Raw genomic sequence first — 22,109 nt, forward strand, 5'->3', positions numbered from 1 at the left:
AGCTTTAATGAGTCTGCGTCATCGATTTAACAGTTATATCGGGAAAAACACTGATGAGTATTACAACGGCTTACATTTCACATGGTGGTGGACCGCTGCCACTTCTAGAACGCGGTACAGATGAAGACGGCAAAGGGGGCGCAAACCATAAAGAAATGATTGAGGTACTTAAAACCTTATCGCGAGATATGCGAAGGCCTGATGTCATTGTGGTGGTTAGTGCGCATTGGGAGGAAAATAACACCCAAGTGACTGCCGGTAACAAACCAAGCTTGATTTATGATTACTACGGCTTTCCTGAGCGGGCTTATACATTGCAATATCCAGCCTTTGGTATCCCCGATTTATCTGCATCTATTGTGGCGGGTTTGCAAGCACAGGGAGTTGATGCAACGGCTAACCAAAATCGCGGGTTTGATCATGGGATGTTTGTTCCTCTCACTATCATGTACCCAGAAGCAGACATTCCATGTATTCAAGTATCCTTAACATCAGACTTGGATGCGGCAAAGCATATAGCGTTAGGAAGGGCATTGAGACACATTTTACAGGCTAATTGTAACGACAAGCATGTTTTACTGTTGGGCTCGGGTTCGTCTTTTCATAACATGCGTGGCTTTTTTGATAGTTCAGCGTCGGCAAATAAAAAAGCACAAGAATTCAATCAATGGCTACAAGAAACAATGAAGTTTGAAGCAATGAATGAATTAGAACGGAGTCAAAAACTCATTGAGTGGAAAAGTTCACCCCACGGAATATTTGCTCACCCTAGAGAAGAACATTTACTCCCTCTTCATGTTTGTTACGGTGCAAATGAAAGGACGGTAGACAAAGCAATATCATTAACGTTACTGACGAAGCCAGCAAGTATGTTTGTTTGGAAAAACTAAGCGAAACATCCACGGACATGCACTTAACTTAAACAAATTAACCAAAATACAAGCACTTTGTTTATCAATTAATCGGTTGAACATAAAAGTTTAAGTTAGTGCTTTACACTTTCAGCTAAATCATTAAGATACGAAGCACTTGGAGAGGTGGCAGAGCTCGGTTTAATGCACCTGACTTGAAATCAGGCGAAGGGTCAAACCTTCCGGGGGTTCGAATCCCTCCCTCTCCGCCAAGTTTTGAAAACCCGCACACTGTTGCGGGTTTTTTTATGGTTAAAAGAAAAGTTAAAGCTTACATGAGAGGGAGGGTGAGACCCCCCGTTTTTCGACAAAATGGCAGGATAGCCATTTTGCACAGCCGAAGGCTGCCCGTAGGGTGAGCGCCATGGACGGCGCGAATGAATCCCTCCCTCTCCGCCAAGTTTCGAAAACCCGCACACTGTTGCGGGTTTTTTTATGCTCGAAATAAAATGTATTAGCACCACAGCAAACGGGAATAAGCAGCGTATATTTTCGGGCAGGTTTAATTAAATAAAATTCACAATTCTAAAACTTTTATTAAGGCTAGAAGTTGTTCTAGCCACTAAGTAGCAATGCCGCAATGATAAACGGACAAACAAACGAAAGATAGCGGTGAAAAAGTACTGCAACTCATTGAAAGTTTTTCTGATCTTCCTCTGTCTATAATTTGTAATAAGCTCTTATAAAATGATTACATTCATAATAACTAATATGTTCGACTAAGCGGCGTTAGTAAAAATGAGTGAGAGATAGAAGAAAGGCACTCGCGACAGTCGCATGTTGGTCATAAATTTTTGCTAAAAACGATTAACCATTAGTTTTCTATACTATCGCTATTGTACATAGGTACACTTGTTTAAAGACACTAGTTCACAGATGTGTGATTAGGGCTTCACTCTAATGTCCAATTGCAATTAAGGTGTATAGTAAGTGATATAGAGGTTATTACTCATTACAGCGCTAATGCTTAAAACGAAAGTGTAAGTGAAACGCAACGACAGCTCGTTACACCCACTGACGAAAAAGAATAAATATAGAGGATTGATATGCAGGCTATGAGTACGCTCAATTTGAGTCAGGGCAGTGTTGAGCAAAAACGTCAGGAAATAAAAGCGTATTTTACGGATTCGTTTGATACCTATGAAAGCCTATTTACTTGCCTAGCAAGCGATGAAGCCTATTTCCAGCGTGCTGAAAAGCTTCGCCATCCACTTATCTTTTATTTTGGCCATACCGCGACTTTTTTTATCAATAAGCTTATTTTGGCTAAAATCATTTCTGAGCGTATCAACCCGAGATTCGAGTCGTTATTTGCTATCGGTGTAGACGAAATGAGTTGGGATGATCTTAACGACGAGAACTACGTATGGCCGTCTGTTGATGAAGTTCGTCAGTATCGCCGCCAAGTGCGCGATCTCGTGTTATCGGTAATTGAAACCCTCGATTTTAGTATGCCTATCAATTGGGAAAGCCCAATGTGGCCGCTGGTGATGGGAATTGAACATGAACGCATTCATTTAGAAACGTCCTCAGTCCTTATTCGTCAACTGCCCATTAGCCAGGTTAAGACCGATAACGAAAATTGGCCCAGATGTAACGTTTCATCTAGTGCTCCTATCAATACATTAATTGACGTGCCAAGTGGCGATGTTATATGTAACAAACAATGGAACGATGCCTTGTATGGGTGGGATAACGAATATGGCCACCATCAAGCTAGTGTAGCCGAATTCAAAGCCAGTCAATTCGCTGTGAGTAATGGTGAGTTTTTAACGTTTATAGAAGCAGGCGGATATGAGAACTCAGATTACTGGGAAGAGGAAGGCAATAAGTGGCGCGAGTACACAAAAGCAGCTCACCCGACTTTTTGGGTAAAGGCTGATAGCGGTTATTTGTATCGCAGTATGTTGGAAGCATTTCCATTACCACTGAGTTGGCCTGTAGATGTGAATTACCACGAAGCGAAAGCCTTCTGTAATTATAAAAGTGAGCAATCCGGCACGCTAATTCGACTACCTACTGAAGATGAGTGGCTACGTTTACGTGAGTTCGCGGGCGTTACCGATAATATTTATTCAAGCGGCTACAATGTTGCGTTGAACAAGTACGCGTCTAGTGAACCGGTAGATGTTAACCAAGCCGGTGATTTTTACGATGTAGTAGGTAACGTATGGCAATGGACGGAAACGCCAATTTACCCCTTTGATGGGTTTAAAGTGCACCCGCTGTACGATGATTTCACCACGCCTACCTTTGACAACAAGCATAATCTTATTAAAGGTGGAAGCTGGATATCTACGGGGAACGAGGCTATGGCACAAAGCCGTTATGCGTTTCGCCGTCACTTTTTTCAACACGCAGGCTTTCGCTATGTAGAAGCTGCACTACCTATACAGGTAAATGATTTGGATTACGAAAGCGATACACAGGTATCACAATACAGTGAGTTCCATTACGGTGACACTTACTTTAATGTTGAAAACTTCGCTAAAGCAAGTGCTCATTTTTGTTTAAGCCACATGCCTCAAAACAAAGGCGGAAAAGCGTTAGACTTAGGCTGTGCAGTAGGGCGCTCATCGTTTGAATTAGCCACCTATTTTGACCAGGTTGATGGCATCGATTTCTCTGCACGGTTTATTAAAACCGCTGTTGCTATGCAGGAACGAGGTGAAATTCGTTATAACCTTATTGAAGAGGGCGAATTAACGTCGTTTAAAGCCCGTAAGCTAAGCAACATGGGCTTAGCGGAATGTGCAGATAAAGTCCATTTTGCCCAAGGTGACGCCTGTAACTTGAAGCCGCAATTTACAGGCTACGATTTGATCTTTATGGGTAACTTGCTTGATAGAGTGTACAGCCCTAAGAAAGTGTTGAACGATGTTACTGCAAGGCTTAATGCAGGCGGCATACTGGTAATAGCCTCACCGTTTACGTGGTTGGAAGAATATACAGAGCGTAGCGAATGGTTAGGGGGTTTCAAAGACGAGAACGGTGAAACGTTAACGTCGACAGAAGCGCTGGAAGCCACGCTTAAAGAAAATTTCGAGCGAGTAGGGGCGCCAACTGAAATTCCTTTTGTTATTCGTGAAACAAAGCGTAAATTCCAGCATACGCTGTCTGAATTTAACGTGTTTAAGAAGCGATAGTATTGTGTATACAGTGTTTACGCGTTGTGTTCTTTGCCAAAAAGGTAATGAATGAAAGCGGCTAAGCAAAGCGCTTTAGCAGGCGCCGATCAAATAGCGGGCTGCAGCGTAGATATAAACGCTGCTTTGAGAAAACAGGTTGCCGATATCGACAATTTATTTTCTGAGCAATGTAGTGAATTTTCATCGCTTTGGCATACACCCTTGTCTTTAGGTGACACTGATGACAATGACAACGCCGACTATGGCGAGGCTCACGCAAGAAACCGCCTGAAGTTTTCGTCGCTTTCTACTCGCTTCCCGCATGCACCAGAACACGCAGTAAGTATGTGGATAGCCGACATGGACACTGCGCCATCTAAGCACATTGCCCATGCTATATCGGCATTTGTGTCTTCGCATTATGGGTATCAGTCATGTGATATTGGTGATGTTGTGGCAGCCCGTTACGCTAAACAAGGTGCGGTCATTGTTTCCAATTCGGTAGTGAGTACGGCAAGTGTGATGGCTGCAGTAGATACTGCGTTGAAGGTGTGCACCACAAAAGGCGATAAGGTCATGGTGCTTTCACCTACCTATGGCCCTCTTCGAGAAAGAATGGCGGCGCAAGGCCTAAACCTCGTTGATGTGAGTATTGACGATATTAGTTATAAGGGAACCGGTGTTGAAACAGGTTTAGAAAAAAATACAACCGCGTTATTAGATGCAGATTGTACTGCCTTTGTGCTTTGCCACCCGAATAACCCCACAGGCACAGTGCTAAGCGAGTCATACCAACTTGATATTGCCCGTTTTTGTGAAACCCACAATATCACCCTTATCCTTGATGAAGTGCACAGTGAATTTGGTTTTATTGATGCCGATGCTACTGTGAATGCTTCGAGCAACACCAAAACTAACACCAAGCATAATGCTCCAAGCGCTATAAAACCTTTTGCGATAGATATCCCATTTGTGCAAGACACAATTATACGAATAAACAGTGCCGCAAAAGCATTTAATTTATCGGCTATACCCGCTGCATCGTATGCCATTATTGTAAATGATGAACTACGCACTAAGTTTGCAATGGAAATAGACAGCTGCCATCTTGAGGCATCCCCCGTAGCTAAAGTTGCACTGATTGCGGCCTACGAAAAAGCAGATGACTGGTTGGCGTTAGTGTTGAAGGCTATTGCGTTTAACAGGCAATACGCCAAAGCGCTTATGAACGTACTGAGCCCAACCACATCTTTTACTTTGGGTGAGGCTGGTTACTTTTTATGGTTGAATTTGAATCAACGCTTTCCACAAAACATGTTCGTTGAAACCTGCAAGCGTGGGGTTATTGGTGTTGATGGGTCAAGTTTTAACGCCCCAGGTTATTTGCGCCTTAATTTGGCATGTCACCCTAGTGCGATAAAAACGGCGTTACTGAGATTATTTTCCGATTAAGTTATAGCCTTTAGCTTAGTGCTAGTCTTCCGCTAATTGTCACTCATGCTGTGTTTACTAAATCCAGTTCGTTCACCCTTTGTTGGGTGCTTCCTATTTCTACCGTTAGATCTGACTAATTTTCACCTCGGGCTCCTGTATCGTGCTCTGCATCGGGAAAGCCAATTTAGTACCTAGCCTAGACCTAGCCCAACATCCATTCATTCTCAAAAAACGAATGAATGGTGCTAAATTCGCTAATTTTATCCCGCTGTTTAGGTACTACAATATTGAGTATTGAAAATTGATTATCGATAACAAGCGCTCTAGTGGTGCTTGGCGCAAAAGAGTCGATGTAAGGAATTAAAGATGCAATACATCCGAAAAGGTAGCGAACGAGGCAACGTAAATCTTGGTTGGCTAAACAGCAAACATAGTTTTTCATTTGGCCAGTATTATGACGCCAATCATATGGGGTTTTCTGCCCTAAGGGTCATTAACGATGATATCGTACAGGCGGGTAGAGGCTTTGAAACCCATGGACACCGAGACATGGAAATCATTTCTTTTGTCGTAAGCGGTGCGCTAAAACACAAAGACAGCACTGGTAACGACTACGTTATTCCTGCTGGTGATATTCAAGTGATGAGTGCAGGAAAGGGCATTAGGCATTCTGAAATGAATGCGTCTGATCACGAGGAAGTTAATTTTATTCAAATTTGGATTGAGCCTAACGTAACGGGTGTTCAGCCAGCTTATTTACAGAAGTCGGTTAGTGATAAAAACGGATTAGAGTTGCTTGTCAGTGAGTCGGGGCAAAACGGCGCATTAAAAATTAATCAAGAAGCACGTATTAGTAAACTGGCTCTTAGCCAAGGCGAAGCTTTCGACTTAGCGGTTGAATCTACAACAACCTTGGGAGCTGGCTATTTGCATATTGTGAAAGGTGAATTAATAGTTAACGACGTGAAGTCAGATAAGATGACTACCTTAACTAAAGGCGATGCGATAGGGTTAGGTACGAAGCAGAAGATAGTGGTTTTAGCCAATGATGATGTGCTTGCGCTTTGGTTTGATTTGCCTCCTATTGGTTAATGAGTCGGTGCAGTATCTTTATTGACCAGCTTGTCCTGTTAACGATTGTTTTTACACATTTACTTACTACAAATTGACACTGAAAAGTTTACCTAGTCGGTAGTCGTGGTATGATATAGACGCATGATTGGTAAGTAACTGGTGGAAACCACCACGGTTACGGATCTTTTTTGTTCGAAAGTAAACCGTAGTCAGTGAGATACTTGTGATAAAAATTATCCTAGCAGATGACCATGATTTGGTCAGAAGAGGGATCCGCCGAATTCTGGAAGATGTCGTAGATTTTTCAATCATAGCTGAAGCTAAAAATGGCGAAGATGCCGTACAGTTATGTCGAAAAAATGCCCCAGATGTGGTACTCATGGACGTAAATATGCCCGGTATTGGCGGGCTAGAAGCAACTAAACGCATTGTGCGAATGTCTGAGAACACTCGCGTGATTTGTTTGTCTATGCACAAAGAAAGCCCCATTCCGATGCAGGTTATGAATGCTGGCGCGTTTGGTTTCTTAACGAAAGATGCTGAACCTGAAGAAGTTATTCGAGCCATTCATAAAGTCGTTGCTGGGCAAAAGTATATCGATAGTGAAGTAGCGAACAGTATCGCCATCGATAAGCTTTCCCCGAATTCAGACAACCCGTTTAATGATTTATCAGATAGAGAGTTAAGTATTGCGCTTCGCCTCACCAAGGGCAAACGCGTACCTGACATTGCCAATGAGTTAAGCATTAACGCGAAAACTGTCAATACATACCGTTATCGTATGTTTGAAAAGTTAGGCGTAACCACTGATGTGGAATTAACCCACTTAGCGCTTCGCCACAAACTCATCGATTCGAATTTGCTTTAGCCCAGCATGTCTGCATTTGATTCCGCAGCGTTTCTCAAAAATTTAACTTCTCAACCGGGCGTATACAGAATGTATAACGCTCAGGAAGACGTCATTTATGTAGGTAAAGCAAAAAACCTTAAAAAGCGTGTTTCTAGCTATTTTCGGATGAATGTCGATAATGCAAAAACACGCTCATTGGTAATGCAAATTGCCAATATGGATGTCACCGTTGTAAATAGTGAAACAGAAGCGTTTTTGCTAGAAAATAACTTCATCAAGAAGTACAAGCCACGTTACAACGTGGTCATGCGTGACGATAAATCCTACCCTTTTATATTCCTATCTGACCACCAGCACCCACGTTTATCGTTTCACCGTGGCCCGCAAAAGAAAAAGGGCGAATATTTTGGCCCTTATCCTAGTGCGGGTGCCGTTCGTGAAAGTTTGCGTTCTATGCAGCGTATTTTTCCTGTACGCCAGTGTGAAGACAGTTACTATCGCGCAAGAAGTCGCCCTTGTTTGCAGTACCAAATGCAGCGTTGCAGTGCGCCTTGTGTTGAAGGTTATGTAAGCGACGAAGAATATAACGAGCAAATAGACCTTGCTAGGCTATTCCTAAAAGGTAAAAACCAACAAGTCATTGGTACCTTGGTCGATAAAATGGAAAAAGCCAGCGAAGCGCTAAACTTTGAAGCTGCCGCGCGTTATCGCGACCAAATTAATACACTTCGCAAAGTACAAGAGCGCCAATGGGTAGCCGGTACCCAAGATGAAATGGACATATTTGGCTTTGCGGTGAAAGGCAATATGGCGTGTATTCAGGTGATGTTTATTCGTGACAGCCAACTTTTAGGCAGCAAAGCGTTTTTTCCAAAGGTGCCGAACACGGCTGATGAACAAGAAATATTTGAATCCTTTTTTTTGCAGTTTTATTTAGCGGGTAACAAACTTATTCCTAAGCAAATGGTATTTGCTAGTGCGCTGTCTGATGAGCAAGCGATTGCCGATTTGCTTAGCAGTGAAGCCGGATACCGTGTGAATTTCTTTAAAGGTGCACGTGAAGAGAAACGTCGCTACCTAGAATTGGCACAAGCCAATGCTGAAACCGCACTAGAGGCCCAGTACGGCGAACAAAAGTCTGTATTTGCCCGTTATCTCGATTTAGAAACGGCGCTTGAATTAGAGGCGCCATTGCAGCGTATGGAATGTTTCGACATAAGCCACACCTCAGGCGAACAAACCGTAGCATCTTGCGTAGTGTTTAATCGTGAAGGCCCACTTAAAAGCGATTACCGCCGCTATAACATTGAAGGCATTACGCCTGGTGATGATTACGCAGCCATGGCTCAAGCCCTTAAGCGTCGGTACAAATCAGTTAAAGAAGTACAAAAGATCCCTGATTTGCTGCTTATTGATGGCGGTAAAGGGCAGTTGTCTCAGGCTGAATCTTTCTTTAAAGATTGGCCTCATGATAAAAAGCCAATGTTATTGGGTGTAGCGAAAGGCACAACCCGCAAACCGGGTTTAGAAACTATTATATTGGCCGATAGCCACGACACCGTGCCTATGGACAGCCACTCACCCGCATTGCATCTTATTCAGCATATTAGAGATGAATCTCACCGCTTTGCAATTACTGGGCACAGAAACCGCCGTCAAAAGGTTAAAACCACATCAAGTTTAGAAACCATACCTGGAGTAGGGGCTAAACGTCGCCAAACACTGTTGAAATATATGGGTGGGCTGCAAGGGCTTAAAAAGGCCAGTAAGGATGAAATTGCTAGCGTACCAGGTATTAGCAAAGAGTTAGCTGACACCATATACGATCATCTTCATCTTTAATCTCATCCAATACGCGCATTAATACGTAAATTGCGGTAATCTGTTAAAAATTGAAGGCTTAAAAAAAGCTGCGCTAAACCTGCCTATAATAGGCGAAAATTTTGAGATGTATTTATGTGGACGGTTCCAAATTTAATTACTCTATTCAGAGTGATCCTTATTCCTGTGTTTGTTGGTGTTTATTTTCTTGATTGGCGTTGGGCCCACGAAGCCGGTGCATTTATTTTTTGGCTTGCAGCTATTACCGATTGGTTCGATGGTTACCTAGCCCGAAAACTTGAACAATCTACACCTTTTGGTGCTTTCCTAGATCCTGTTGCCGATAAGCTCATTGTTGGGGCGGCACTGCTAATGATTACTCACAGCTATGCTAGTTTATGGATAACCATTCCAGCCATTGCACTACTAGTGCGAGAAATTTACGTTTCAGCGCTTAGAGAGTGGATGGGACAAAATGGTGTGAGGGAAGCGGTAAAAGTATCATTTATTGGCAAAGCAAAAACGACTGCGCAAATGTTAGCCATTATTGGATTATTATCTGGCCTTGAATCGTTTATGGGCATTCCACTTTATTGGGTAACCCTAGGACATATTTTACTTTATATCGCCGCAGTGCTGTCAATTTGGTCAATGATTATTTACTCACGTGCTGCATGGCCACACCTAAGTGCGGGCTTAAAAGATAAGATTTGATCGTCTATTGAGCAATGTGAATAAAAATGTAGCAAACGATCACAAAAATGCATATTTCCTTGTTTTTCGTATTGACACTTTCAGCGTTACAGGTAGAATTCACCGCACATTTCGAGACGGCAACAACGAAACGAAATGTAAGACTTTAAATGCGGGAATAGCTCAGTTGGTAGAGCACGACCTTGCCAAGGTCGGGGTCGCGAGTTCGAATCTCGTTTCCCGCTCCAAAGTCTAGTATTACGGCGGAATGGCAGAATGGCTATGCAGCGGATTGCAAATCCGTGGATCTCGGTTCGACTCCGGGTTCCGCCTCCATAATGCTTTAATGCGATAACAGGTTTCTACGCCTGACACCCCAACCGAAAGGTTACCCCGATGCCCGGGTGGTGAAATTGGTAGACACAAGGGATTTAAAATCCCTCGTCAGTAATGACGTGCCGGTTCAAGTCCGGCCCCGGGCACCATTTCTTTAAGAGTTTAATCCCAAAGAATTTTCAGCTTTGTCTCTAAATCATTTTTCGGTATTACCTAACTCGACAATTTATTACACACTGACATTAATGCACGGTTCTTGCGTCTAAAATAGTGTTTTCAGAAAAACCCGAAAATGACTCATTTAATCTAAGGGTAGCGTACTGAATTACCCGTAAATGTTTTGGCCGATTCAGCATTTTCCAACGCATTGTGTAGCTCTGCCATGGCAGATATCGTTTCTTTAGACGCTTCCCTATTCATCGTTAGCTCCACTAGGCAGTGGGGGCATTTTACTACTTTCTGAAAAAGTAGGTCTTGCAATGAAACCTTTATTTTATGGTCACAGGATTCTGTGGGACAGGGTATGCCGGGTGCTGTATTTTGAGTATTAATCATGATTTATTATCCTAAAGTAAATTTTAATAGTAGATGTTAAAGGGCTCGATACATTTATAAATCCGTTCGCTGCTTCGTTTAGGGTAGGGTGAAACGTAACTTTTATTTCTCCACTCGTGTTTGTGAGAACTTGCACTTGTTCTATAGAACTACTTCCAACGATGTCTCCGCTGTCAACGGTGATATACTTGCCGAAAGCTTTTTCTAATTCCACTTTATCATTTGGAATTAACGTTACCGTTAGTGGCACTAAATCAATGTCATCACTTTCAGCTAAGCTGTCATTAAACTCATCGTTATTTTTCATTAATGTTAACGTCAGTTGTACTGCCTCCTTATCCATTAGTAACCTGGAAGTGTTCGGGCTGATTTTTAAGTCATAAGCAACATGTCCTTCGACGCCTTGGCTAGAAACATTCAGTAGTTGTAATATTCCTGACGGCAAATCTGACGAAACGACGTCCATATTCACCTTCATGTTTGTATTAACTTTACTGTACTGCGCTGTTTCAGCAGACTGAGGGGGTCCTTTAGGTGACGAAGATTCATATGGACCTAACATAGCTAACAATTTTTTATCGCTTGTACCTTCATCCGTTTGCTCCCAAGTCTCGCTCGATACATCGACCCAACTTAGAATGTTAATACCCATTTCGAATTGGGCTGAGTTAATGGTGTAATACGGCATCGTGATCAAGGATATGATGGGTATTTCAACCCTCATAGTTTGAGCTGCTCCACCTTTTACATAATCGTAGTAAAAGATAAATTTAACCGCTTCGCGTTTTCCATTTTTGTTTGTGAAACAATATTCATTCAAGAAATTTAGCGTTGTATTGTTTCCGTTTGCACTCGACTCAATAATCGATGTTAATGGAAATTCAACTAATTTCTCAAAAGTGAAAAGATTCGACATAACCGTCTTTTCGGTAGAATTATTCATACTAGGTTCCTGCTAAGAATATTTTTCGTTTTAAATTTTCGTCAGCGCCCTCAGCTCCTTTTTTATCTGCATATCCTGCTTTCATACCGACGACTTCTGCTTTCACGTTAATAGAGCAGAGAATGTCATTGTTATACGAATTAAGGTCATTGATAGTAAGCAACGCTTTAAGACCTGAATTAGATTCATTTTCTTCTATTAGCGGTTTCGACTCGCCAAAATCATGAACTAATTGTTTTAGCGACTTAATAAACTGTTGAATATCGTCAATTAACTTTTTGTTACTTTGAAATTTTAAAGAAGTAGGGGGGACTGTCTTATCACGCTTCCAAATTGATGAAATGAATGCTTTTAATGCATCGGCGTCTTCATTTGGAAGTTGGTGATGTTGTAATGACGATTGAATAAACGCCTGTAACTCAGAATGAATTAAGTCACTCAGTGCTTTGCTCATACCTTCACCAATGACTGCGTCTGTTTGTTCAAGCGCAAATTTGAGCTCGAAGTCAAAAGATTTTATATTCGCTGTGGGTACATCAAAGTACTGTAGTAGTTCATGTTTACGATTCAATCCAACATAGCTTTCGGCAATATCTGCCGAACGAATATTAGCTTGGTTTTGGGCGTTGATCATATCTATCAATATAGACGATAGAACTGACTCCAAAATGTCCGACATAATTGCTCCCCCCTAGTAAGTAGGAAATTAAACTTAATTAACTTTTTAATATTTCACCGTAGCTCAATCATTTAGCTTTTCCCTTCGGACTATTTTTTACCGCTTGAGGTGAGTCATCTTTTACCTCAACGTCAGGATCAACGACAGGATCAGTGTTTGTGACCACAGTGTATGTGTAATCAATTATCTCTTGCTCTGTCTTGTCAGAATTTGCGATAGGTACCATGGCTTCTATTTTCATTTTTCCCTGGGAATCAACCGCGTTTTCGGCCAAGGTAACAAGGAACTGAACCACGCCTTTCCTGTTGGTGTAACCTGTGACCGCAGCAGCATCATTAATCTCAGGCCCTGTATCTCTGCGTCTGTATGCTTTTATCAAATCCTTGGTTACATTCAGTCTTTTACCACTTACCAAATTATTTACTTCGGTTTGTAAATCCTCTTCTTCATTACCTTTGATTAATGTAATGGACGCGAAAGGATTTTCACCCACAGGAGTAATGGTAACTTTACCTGATTTGACATTACGACCTTGGGTATCGGTCATAGTGACTTGGATAGTGCCACTTTGCGTTCTGTCGATATTTAAATTTGCAGGGGATATTAATACCTGCTCATCTACTCCAACCGTTGTTGCACTGCCTTGTAGGATATTAAGCACTGTTTGTAGACCCGTAGGCATACCAGATTGGCCACCTTTTACATTTACATTCATCGTATACTCAACGGAGTATTTTGATTCTTGTGCGGCTTTAGAATGCTGTTTAGATGAGTAGTTGGCTTCTGCTTTGACTTTAATACTAAACGGACCTATACCCAGTGATGCTTCTGCTGATGCATCAACACCCAGTTCAGTGTCTGAGCTAGTTTCTTCAGTAGATGACGAACCAGCAGATATGTTTGCGATGAAATCAATCGTAAACTCTGAAACTTCAATGCTAGGAATTGTTAAAATAACAAGTAAAGGAACCGTTAATGTGGCTTCCTGGCCGTTATTGTTATAGGTAAATACAACGTTTACTGGCTTTTTTTCGTTCGTATCGGGGTCAATAGTTAAACAGACTTCATTTATAAACTCATAGGTAGTTTTTGCTGCCAGAGCTTGAGCTTTGATTATTGCGTCCATTGGTCCACCTATCAACGAACTAAAATCCAGCGCTTGAAGCGCGTTAGTCGCAACGGTGTTGGGGGTGACATCTATAGCCATTTCAATTCTCCAAAATTTTATTTAGGTTATGGAAAACTTGTACACAGCATTCGTTAAAATATTACAAATTCACAATAACCATAGGCTCATCACAATTTACCAACCTTCTGTTAACCTTCTGGCAGCATAATGTGCTGTTTTGTGAATTGTTTTAGGAGAAATTATTTATTCCAAAATATTAGGAATTTTGTTTAGAGGCTTAGATAATGATGAAGTGGCAATATGAGTTATAGGCTTTTCGCGTTATAAGAGGAATAAGCAAGATAGCTCTGTGCTACCATATCGCTCTAATCTGATTGAGTTTACCGCGTGCTTCCACATATTAATTCCATTCTGGCGCTTAGAACGTCTGAGCTCAAACGAGCAAAGCGAGCATTCAACGCGCGGGGTAGTAAAGTTATCCGTTGCGACATTTGTTTGCTGCCTGTAAACGCGTGTATTTGTGCCGATAAGCCAGAACCACAAGCATCCTGTGCGGTGTTATTCATCATGTACAAGGGCGAATACTACAAGCCCACCAACACAGGCCGATTAATTGCGGATGTGGTAGCTGAAAATTACGCGTTTGTGTGGCACAGAACAGAGCCCGATCCGGATTTACTGGCGTTACTAAGCAACCCTAAATACCAACCCATTATCATATTTCCTCACGAGTATGCTGAGCCAGCGCGCTGCATAGCCAAGCCTGAAGATAAAACAGATAAAATTCCGTTGTTTATTTTTTTAGACGGCACGTGGCGTGAAGCGCGAAAGATGTTTGGTAAAAGCCCTTACCTTGATAACTTTCCGGTGCTGGGTGTATCCCCTGAAATATCATCGAATTACTTGTTGCGTGAATCTACACGAGAATTCCAGCATTGCACTGCAGAGGTGGGAATAAACGTGTTAGATTTGGCCGGTGAGGTTGAAGCGGCTACGGCGCTTGCTAAATATTTCAGTATTTTTCGACATCAATACTTGAAAGGGAAGCCCCATTTAAGTCACAAAATTGAATTTGCAAAGGCGCAAGTTAAGTAACCCTTGTCTTGCGTGCATTCGCGCTTAACTATAAGGTTAAGCAATCAAAACCCAAGGAGAAAAACATGGCAACAGTTACGTTTCAAGGTAATTCAGTTTCAACTGTAGGTTCGCTTCCAGAAGTTGGGCAGCAAGCCCCAGACTTCACATTAGTAAAAGCGGATTTAGGTGAAGTAACCCTCGCTGATCTTAAGGGTAAACGCGTTATTCTTAACATTTTCCCTTCTATCGATACGGGTACGTGTGCAACGTCAGTGCGTAAATTCAATGAACAAGCCGCTGGTTTAGACAATACACAAGTAATTTGTGTATCTGCTGACTTACCGTTTGCAGCTGGCCGCTTTTGTGGGGCTGAAGGCATTGAAAATGTTGTTACCGGTTCTACTTTCCGTACAAGCTTTGGCGACGACTACGGTGTAGCGTTCACCTCTATGCCGCTAACTGGTCTGCTATCACGAACAGTCGTTGTGATTGATACCGACGGTAAGGTAATTTATACCGAGCAAGTGGCTGAAACCACGGAAGAACCAAACTACGATTCAGCAATGGCTGCTTTGTAAATTAAGAGTGTAAAGCGTAAATAAATCAAACCAGTAATGCCCACAGCGTTACGTGGGCATTTCAATGGAGAGGGTGGTATGTCGATGTTAGTTAATGTTCAATCGCTTGCCACGCAACTGCAAGATGAACCCATCATTTTAGTGCGTGCAGTTATGGACGATCCAGTTACCAAAACGCCTGATTCTCGCGATGCCATGGTGTTGCCAAACTCTGTGGATATAGACTTAGACGGCGAGGGTAGTGATCACACCACGGGTTTTCCTCATAGTATGCCAACCGAATCTGATTTTGCTTTGTACTTAGGGCGACAGGGTTTGACCGAACGTTCGTCTTTAGTGGTTTACGACACTCGAGGAATGTACAGCGCCCCTCGTGTTTGGTGGATGCTTAAGGCCATAGGGCATAAGAACGTAAAATTGTTAAATGGCGGCCAAGTAGCGTGGGAAGAAAAAAACTTACCATTATCAGAACAACGCATTCCCTCACACTTTAAGTATGAGAGTAATGCCCAGAGCAAATGGTTCGTGAATAGTTCAGCGGTTATTCAAGCGATTAAAACCGATGCTCAACTTGTCGACGCCAGAAGTGAAGCGCGGTTTTACGGGCAAGTAGAAGAGCCTCGTGCTGGGGTTCGTTCGGGGCACATGCCCGGCGCTTACAATCTTCCATTCACAGCGCTGTTAGATAATGGCTTTTTCTTAGGCATTGAAAAATTAAAAGATGTTTTTGCAAAAGCCAACATTGATTTGTCGAAGCCCATTATTTGTACCTGCGGTTCAGGAGTTACGGCGTGTATTATTGGCGTTGCTGCACTCATGTGCGGTGCAAATGATGTTGCTATTTACGATGGTTCTTGGTCTGAGTGGGGAGCAAACGCCACTTTTCCAGTAGTGAAAGATTAACCTTCGTTTAATTTAGGGTAGTCGTGTTACGTGTATATATTTCAAAGGAATTGAGCTTATGAATACACCGCCTCGCGTTGTCGTGTTAACTGGTGCAGGAATTTCAGCCGAGTCTGGATTAAAAACATTTCGAGATAACAACGGATTATGGGAAGAACACAGTGTGGAAGACGTGGCTACGCCCGAAGCTTTTGCGCGTAACCCTGAGCTTGTATATCGATTTTACAATGAACGAAGATTACAACTCTCCAACGCCTGCGTTATGCCTAATGCAGCTCATGAAGCGCTAGCGCAACTTGAACGGGTATTAAAAGGCCAACTTACGTTAATTACCCAAAATGTGGACGACTTGCATGAGCGGGCAGGTAGCGAACAGATTTTGCACATGCATGGAAAGTTACTGTCCAGCCGGTGTGTAACGACCAATAAAACGTTTGAATGCAACACGGCGTTCGACGGCCAAACTACTTGTGCGTGTTGCAATACCACAACCTTACGACCAGACATTGTATGGTTTGGTGAAATGCCCCTTTATATGGAAGAAATTTCGCAAGATATTGCGAACGCCGATATTTTCGTAGCCATCGGTACCTCAGGCAATGTTTATCCTGCCGCTGGGTTTGTGATTAATGCAAAAGATTCTGGCGCAAAATGTGTAGAATTGAATTTAGAACCTAGTGCGAACAATTGGTTGTTCGATGAATCTATTAGCGGCAATGCCACCGACATAGTCCCAGCGTTTGTAACACGGTTAATTAAAGAATATGATCTTTAACTAAAGTCATGACTTGAAGATTTCATGGCTAAAAACGCTTTACTACCATGTAAGCCCACTGACACTGAACACTTAAAATACAGAGTAATATTAAAAATATATGCCTTACCTTAATGAATTTTTAACTATCGCCCTAGTACACCTTGTTGCAGTAGCTAGCCCAGGCCCTGATTTTGCGGTAGTGGTTCGAAATAGCCTCGCTTACGGTCGCCGCATTGCTATTTATACCAGCATTGGAATTGGACTAGCGATTTTGCTGCACGTTGGGTATTCATTAGTGGGATTGAGCGTAGTTATTGCCACCACGCCATGGCTGTTTCAAACCTTTAGTTATCTTGCGGCGGGTTATCTTTTGTATCTTGCGTATGGTGCATTAAAAAGCGGGCCTAGCCAACCACGAGTAGACGGCGAGTCTGGGGTAAGCAACAGCGTAGATAATCTGGATGAAACTAAGCTAGCTGATAACAAGGCGGCCAATAATAAAAAAGCTAGCTCGCAAATATCTGCGCAAAAAGCGCTTTGGATTGGTTTTTTAACAAATGGCTTAAACCCCAAAGCGACCTTATTCTTCTTATCGTTGTTCACCGCTATTATAGATATCGACACGCCTTTTTCAATCAAGCTTGGTTACGGTATTTACTTAGCCATAGCAACAGGGCTTTGGTTCTGCTTCTTATCCTACCTACTTAGTACCAGTAAAATTGCTCAACTTATTGGAAAAAAAGGGTACTGGCTCGACCGTGCAATGGGCGTTTTACTGGTTGGCTTGGCCGCAAAATTAGTCTTGGGCTAGCATTTCGCACAGATATTTATTCTTAGAAGCAAATCGAGAGTCATTACATTTAATCAACTAACACGTGGTTATTGGGGTTAATCGCCATATTTATGTATAATACGGCGGTTAAATTCGATAGCAGCAGTAGAGGAACGTGTGGCAGATAATAAAATGCCTTTTAAAGATAACCAGCCATCAAGCAAGCTAGAAAGAACACTTTCAAAGCAATATGATTTCGATATTAAATCGTTGTTTTCTCGCGCTAATGGTTTGGCTAAAGCAAATTTTTTAAGCTTATTCCAAGCATCATTGGTTCTATTTCTTACGTTTGTCGTACTCGGTTTTGTTGCTCAGAAGTTCATCACTTTTAATGAAGACGGCACCTTCATTTTTGAACACCAATCGTTAATTGAAATTGTCGCTATTTTCATAGTTGCACCACTAATCAGCGGGTTGTATATGATGGGGGTAAGCCATGCCAGAGGTCAAAAAACCACGGTATTTTCTATTTTCAGCTATGTCTCTTTAATATTCGCATTAGCTCTTACTCAATTGGTGAATGGCATTGTGGTGCAAATCGGCTTGGTATTGTTAGTGGTCCCTGGTGTGTACTTTTGGATGGCGACCTCTTTTTCACTGATGCTAGTTGCCGATAAATCGCTAACACCGCTTCGCGCTATAATTTTATCTTGCCGTGTATTTAATGCTTATTGGGCACAGTTAGCGGGTGTGTTTGCCATTTTCATTATATTGTTTATTTCCGTTCCCTTTACCTTAGGTTTGTCCCTTGTTTGGGTTCTACCCCTGTATTTCAGTATGCTAGGCTTGTTGTATGAAGAGATGATTGGTGAAGAGGGCGAACCTACCCAATCTGAATCTGTTCAAAGTAAAACGAATGAGTCGAGCTTCGATGCATAAACGGGAAACCCTAAAAATTGTTTTAATTACTATCGCTGTATTGGCAGTAATAGTCATTAACGCGCTAATATTAACTAAGCGTGAGCCCGATATTTTAGATATTCCAGAAACACCTGAAGCGACAAAACCTGTTCCTGATTTTTCTGCTTATACTGATATAAAAGAAAAGAAGAGCGCGTTTTTTGATTACTTACGCCCTGAAGTTGAAAAACAAAATGCGTATTTACTTACCCTTAGACACTACATACAAACTTTGTATCGTAAGGCTTTGAACGAAGAGTCCCTAACTGACGATGACATTAGCCGCCTTGAGTGGCTACAAACTGAGTACCGCGTAAAGGCGGAACAACCGCTAACGTCTCGTCTGCTTGCATTGCTTCACAAAATTGATATTTTGCCTGCTGAACTCGTGCTCGTTCAAGCGGCAAACGAGTCGGCATGGGGCACCAGTCGTTTTGCTAGAAAAGGTTATAACTTTTTTGGTATTTGGTGCTTTGTAAAAGGTTGCGGTTTTGTACCTGGTAAACGAAATGCGGGCGCAACGCACGAGGTCGCGAAATTTTCCAGCCTTTCTCGCGCTACTTATACTTATATGCGTAACCTGAATAGACACGATGCCTATACCGATTTGCGAGAAATCAGAGAGCGGTTAAGAGCAAATCAAATCCCCATTACTGGTGTAGCCTTGGCAGAGGGATTAATGAATTACTCTGAGCGTGGCGCGGCCTATGTAGACGAATTACAAACCATGATCCGGTTTAACCAGGAGTTCTTAACTGAATGAAACGTATAGCATGCGCGCTTATTGGCGCATTACTCACCTCAAGTGTTGCCGCCGAAATGGTAAATGTGGAATATAGCCGTTTTTATAGCCACGTAAAAAAACTTGATAATGAAGACACTCAAGCTCTGCAATTCGCTTTTGGTTTTCTGAGGGTTGGTGAAGGGCGGTTATGTGAAATTAATAACGCTGAAATTGTCACTGACAAACAAACTATGCCATTGGAGGTTAGTGATGAGTATAGATTCACGGTACCTACGGAAAAAGCGCTAAAATTAGCGAATGCATTTATACGCATAGATTTAACGGAAGCGGCAAATGTGTGCGATATGTCAGTTCAGCTTGAAACAAAAAGTGAATACTTAACCGCCAGTTATACAAAAGAAGAGCTGAATTTTATCTATGGTCAATATGAAGCGTTCTTCAATGAAATGGGCAGCTTTTTATCGTTCTTAATGCCAACCGTTAAAGGGTTGATGTTGCAATTCGATGATAGAAACTTAGATTATATTACCCCAGAAGGGCTGCATATCAACAACGGTATACTTCACCTAGAACAAAGCGAAATCAACGAAATCAAAGGGCTTACCTTACCGAAAGCCCCACTTCGTGTTACCGCTATGGCATCAAGCTAACAGTTGATACTTAATTTGCTCAGCAATTCGGGTGATGGTTTCTTCACCCTTTTCGCATAGCTCTTGTGCACGATGAAATTCCATAATACCCACATCCGTTAATTGGGGCTCTATAAGAATATCCGGCGGATCGCCCGCTAAACGTGAACGTGTCACCCTCGCTTGAAGTATCTCCAGCGAACTACTCATTACACTTAAAATCCCTGGTGGGTTACCTCTGGGGACTTTATTAGGTGGTGGAGAAATCGTTTCTTCTATGGCCTCAATAGCGTCGCTAGCAACCCCTTCGTTTTGTTCGGTGTGCTTGCTGTCGGTTTCCGTTTCTTCTTTTTCTTTACTGTCAGGTGAAAACCATTGCTTAAGCACATTTTGGCTTTTAGTGAAAAAGTCTTCGGTTTTTCTTTGGTTCTCTTCGTGATCTAGTCGTAATTTTTCAAGCCTAAGTGGCCTGAAGTCAGCATTAAGGTTCACGGCAATCACAAAATCGGCACCAAGCTGTCGACATAGATTAACAGGCACTGGATTAACTACCGCACCATCAACTAACCAACGGTCGCCATGAGCCACTGGGGCAAATAGTGCAGGAATAGCGCACGAAGCTTGAATGGTGTTACCAATTTCGCCTGAACTGAAAACCACTTCACGGCCCGTGTACAAATCGGTAGCCACCGAGGCGAACGGTTTTTCCATTGCTTCGTAGGTTGGGGCACAAAATTCACTGGCAAGTTTATCAAACACTTTTTGCCCACTAGCAATGCCGCCTCTGCGTAAGCCAACACCCATCAAGGCGAGTACCTGCCAATCTGACAAAGAACAAGACCATTCTTTAAGGCCTTCTAACTTGCCACTAGCGTAGGCTGCACCGACATAGGCACCAATAGAGCAACCTGCGACGACGTCAATTTTAATACCCAGCTTTTCTAACGCTTGAATAATACCAATGTGGGTCCAACCTCTTGCGGCACCCGCACCTAATGCTAGACCAATTTTCATTTAGTTTGATTCCATCAAATTGATAACGTGAACCGTGTCGTCAGAAGGCTCACTTGGCGACGCGAAGGTGGGAGGATCGAAACCAATATCACCGTCTTCAACTGGGCCGTTCTGCGTAGATATACCTTTAAAGTCGTGCAAATTCTGATCGACCAAATGCGATGGTGCTACATTTTGAAGCGCACTAAACATAGACTCAATACGTCCAGGAAAACGACGATCCCAATCTTGTAGCATGGCCTTAACGTTCTGACGCTGTAAATTCTCTTGAGAACCGCACAAGTTGCAAGGAATAATAGGAAATTCTACGGCATCAGAATAACGCTGAATGTCTTTCTCGGTACAATAGGCAAGGGGCCTGATCACAATGTGTTCACCATTGTCGCTAACCAGCTTTGGCGGCATTGATTTAAGCTTACCGCCATGGAACATGTTCAAAAAGAAGGTTTCTAGCATGTCGTCACGGTGGTGGCCAAGCGCAATTTTAGTGGCGCCTAATTTTTTGGCCGTGTTGTATAAAATGCCCCGACGTAATCGTGAACAAAGCGAACACGTGGTTTTACCTTCAGGCACTTTGTCCATAACAATAGAGTAAGTATCTTCTTCTACAATTTTGTATTCAACACCTACACTCTCAAGGTATTCAGGAAGTACATGTTCTGGAAATCCTGGCTGCTTTTGATCTAGGTTAACCGCAATAATGTCAAAATGAATTGGCGCGATGCGTTTTAAAAACATAAGAATATCAAGCATGGTGTAACTGTCTTTTCCTCCGGACAAACACACCATCACTTTATCGTTATGTTCAATCATGCCGAAATCAGCAATCGCTTTGCCTACATTTCGACGAAGTCGCTTTTGTAGCTTGTTAAAGCTGTATTTTTGTTTGTTTTGAGACGCGGTTAACGAGGCGTCTGCACGGTTTGTGCCTGCACTGGTCATATCAATAGCTTGGTTACTGCGAAAAAAACCATTATACAGTAATCAGGTAAAATTGAATGTGCGAGGTTAAGATTTTTTGTATCTTGTCGGCACTAGCCGCTAGCAAAAAACAATAGCGCAAAAGACTATAGAGCGGTGCTAGCAAACAGTGCCGACAGGCTGTGTACAAACACGTTTGA

The 22,109-nt window shown here is 42.4% G+C and carries 20 protein-coding genes and 4 tRNA genes; 19 read left to right on the forward strand and 5 right to left on the reverse strand.

Features of this window, described 5'->3' with window-relative positions:
• Positions 1-53: 53 nt before the first annotated feature.
• The 11 genes from KYS23_RS07335 (at position 54) to KYS23_RS07385 (ending at position 10,396) form a co-directional block, all read left to right on the forward strand.
• On the forward strand, positions 54-890 hold the full coding sequence (locus tag KYS23_RS07335) for a DODA-type extradiol aromatic ring-opening family dioxygenase (RefSeq protein ID WP_218418312.1): 837 nt from the start codon (positions 54-56) through the stop codon (positions 888-890).
• Between the two features lie 141 nt (positions 891-1,031).
• Positions 1,032-1,123: transfer RNA gene (locus tag KYS23_RS07340), tRNA-Ser, on the forward strand.
• A gap of 834 nt (positions 1,124-1,957) precedes the next feature.
• Positions 1,958-4,057, forward strand: a complete 2,100-nt coding sequence (gene ovoA, locus KYS23_RS07345) for a 5-histidylcysteine sulfoxide synthase (RefSeq protein WP_218418313.1) — start codon at positions 1,958-1,960, stop codon at positions 4,055-4,057.
• A 51-nt stretch (positions 4,058-4,108) separates the two neighbouring features.
• Positions 4,109-5,491, forward strand: coding sequence for an aminotransferase class I/II-fold pyridoxal phosphate-dependent enzyme (locus KYS23_RS07350; RefSeq protein ID WP_218418314.1), 1,383 nt, complete (start codon positions 4,109-4,111; stop codon positions 5,489-5,491).
• 348 nt (positions 5,492-5,839) lie between these two features.
• The gene (locus KYS23_RS07355; protein ID WP_218418315.1) at positions 5,840-6,565 is read left to right on the forward strand and encodes a pirin family protein; all 726 of its coding nucleotides are present in this window, start codon (positions 5,840-5,842) and stop codon (positions 6,563-6,565) included.
• Between the two features lie 205 nt (positions 6,566-6,770).
• Complete coding sequence (gene uvrY, locus KYS23_RS07360; protein WP_159530380.1) at positions 6,771-7,415, forward strand: UvrY/SirA/GacA family response regulator transcription factor; 645 nt, start codon at positions 6,771-6,773, stop codon at positions 7,413-7,415.
• Between the two features lie 6 nt (positions 7,416-7,421).
• On the forward strand, positions 7,422-9,239 hold the full coding sequence (gene uvrC / locus KYS23_RS07365; RefSeq protein ID WP_159530378.1) for an excinuclease ABC subunit UvrC: 1,818 nt from the start codon (positions 7,422-7,424) through the stop codon (positions 9,237-9,239).
• A 114-nt stretch (positions 9,240-9,353) separates the two neighbouring features.
• The gene (pgsA, locus tag KYS23_RS07370; protein WP_159530376.1) at positions 9,354-9,932 is read left to right on the forward strand and encodes a CDP-diacylglycerol--glycerol-3-phosphate 3-phosphatidyltransferase; all 579 of its coding nucleotides are present in this window, start codon (positions 9,354-9,356) and stop codon (positions 9,930-9,932) included.
• A gap of 151 nt (positions 9,933-10,083) precedes the next feature.
• A tRNA-Gly gene (locus tag KYS23_RS07375) sits at positions 10,084-10,159 on the forward strand.
• Between the two features lie 14 nt (positions 10,160-10,173).
• Positions 10,174-10,247, forward strand: a tRNA-Cys gene (locus KYS23_RS07380).
• A gap of 62 nt (positions 10,248-10,309) precedes the next feature.
• A tRNA-Leu gene (locus tag KYS23_RS07385) sits at positions 10,310-10,396 on the forward strand.
• Between the two features lie 398 nt (positions 10,397-10,794).
• On the opposite strand, the gene KYS23_RS07390 is transcribed toward KYS23_RS07385, so the two are convergent.
• From KYS23_RS07390 to KYS23_RS07400, 3 genes are all read right to left on the reverse strand, one after another.
• On the reverse strand, positions 10,795-11,745 hold the full coding sequence (locus KYS23_RS07390; protein WP_218418316.1) for a DUF2589 domain-containing protein: 951 nt from the start codon (positions 11,743-11,745) through the stop codon (positions 10,795-10,797).
• A gap of 1 nt (position 11,746) precedes the next feature.
• A complete protein-coding gene (locus tag KYS23_RS07395) occupies positions 11,747-12,424 on the reverse strand; it encodes a hypothetical protein (RefSeq protein WP_159530372.1) in 678 nt (225 codons plus the stop codon).
• Positions 12,425-12,491: 67 nt separating this feature from the next.
• The gene (locus KYS23_RS07400) at positions 12,492-13,631 is read right to left on the reverse strand and encodes a DUF2589 domain-containing protein (protein ID WP_159530370.1); all 1,140 of its coding nucleotides are present in this window, start codon (positions 13,629-13,631) and stop codon (positions 12,492-12,494) included.
• A 309-nt stretch (positions 13,632-13,940) separates the two neighbouring features.
• On the opposite strand from KYS23_RS07400, the gene KYS23_RS07405 reads away from it, so the two are divergent.
• From KYS23_RS07405 to KYS23_RS07440, 8 genes are all read left to right on the forward strand, one after another.
• Entirely contained in the window at positions 13,941-14,648 is a 708-nt protein-coding gene (locus KYS23_RS07405) for a tRNA-uridine aminocarboxypropyltransferase (protein WP_201299250.1), read from the forward strand.
• Between the two features lie 65 nt (positions 14,649-14,713).
• Positions 14,714-15,208: a thiol peroxidase gene (tpx, locus tag KYS23_RS07410; RefSeq protein WP_159530368.1), complete on the forward strand. Its 495-nt coding sequence runs from the start codon at positions 14,714-14,716 to the stop codon at positions 15,206-15,208.
• A gap of 78 nt (positions 15,209-15,286) precedes the next feature.
• Positions 15,287-16,111: a sulfurtransferase gene (locus KYS23_RS07415; protein WP_159530366.1), complete on the forward strand. Its 825-nt coding sequence runs from the start codon at positions 15,287-15,289 to the stop codon at positions 16,109-16,111.
• Between the two features lie 58 nt (positions 16,112-16,169).
• Positions 16,170-16,886 carry a Sir2 family NAD+-dependent deacetylase gene (gene cobB / locus KYS23_RS07420; protein ID WP_218418317.1) on the forward strand — a complete coding sequence of 239 codons (717 nt, stop codon included), beginning with the start codon at positions 16,170-16,172 and terminating at the stop codon, positions 16,884-16,886.
• Between the two features lie 100 nt (positions 16,887-16,986).
• On the forward strand, positions 16,987-17,679 hold the full coding sequence (locus KYS23_RS07425; RefSeq protein WP_159530362.1) for a LysE family translocator: 693 nt from the start codon (positions 16,987-16,989) through the stop codon (positions 17,677-17,679).
• A 138-nt stretch (positions 17,680-17,817) separates the two neighbouring features.
• Entirely contained in the window at positions 17,818-18,579 is a 762-nt protein-coding gene (locus KYS23_RS07430; RefSeq protein ID WP_338081870.1) for a stress protein, read from the forward strand.
• Complete coding sequence (locus KYS23_RS07435) at positions 18,572-19,363, forward strand: glucosaminidase domain-containing protein (protein ID WP_159534496.1); 792 nt, start codon at positions 18,572-18,574, stop codon at positions 19,361-19,363. Before KYS23_RS07430 ends, KYS23_RS07435 begins: the two co-directional genes overlap by 8 nt.
• Positions 19,360-19,995: a DUF2987 domain-containing protein gene (locus tag KYS23_RS07440; RefSeq protein ID WP_159530360.1), complete on the forward strand. Its 636-nt coding sequence runs from the start codon at positions 19,360-19,362 to the stop codon at positions 19,993-19,995. The genes KYS23_RS07435 and KYS23_RS07440 overlap by 4 nt, the downstream gene beginning before the upstream one ends.
• On the opposite strand, the gene KYS23_RS07445 is transcribed toward KYS23_RS07440, so the two are convergent.
• Both KYS23_RS07445 and ttcA read right to left on the reverse strand, forming a co-directional pair.
• Entirely contained in the window at positions 19,987-20,988 is a 1,002-nt protein-coding gene (locus tag KYS23_RS07445; RefSeq protein WP_218398009.1) for a patatin-like phospholipase family protein, read from the reverse strand. The genes KYS23_RS07440 and KYS23_RS07445 overlap by 9 nt on opposite strands.
• Complete coding sequence (ttcA, locus tag KYS23_RS07450; RefSeq protein WP_218418318.1) at positions 20,989-21,930, reverse strand: tRNA 2-thiocytidine(32) synthetase TtcA; 942 nt, start codon at positions 21,928-21,930, stop codon at positions 20,989-20,991.
• Positions 21,931-22,109: the final 179 nt, after the last annotated feature.

Origin of the sequence: Alteromonas lipotrueae, assembly GCF_019249255.1 — a bacterium.
In the GTDB taxonomy this organism is placed as follows: Bacteria; Pseudomonadota; Gammaproteobacteria; order Enterobacterales; family Alteromonadaceae; genus Alteromonas; species Alteromonas lipotrueae.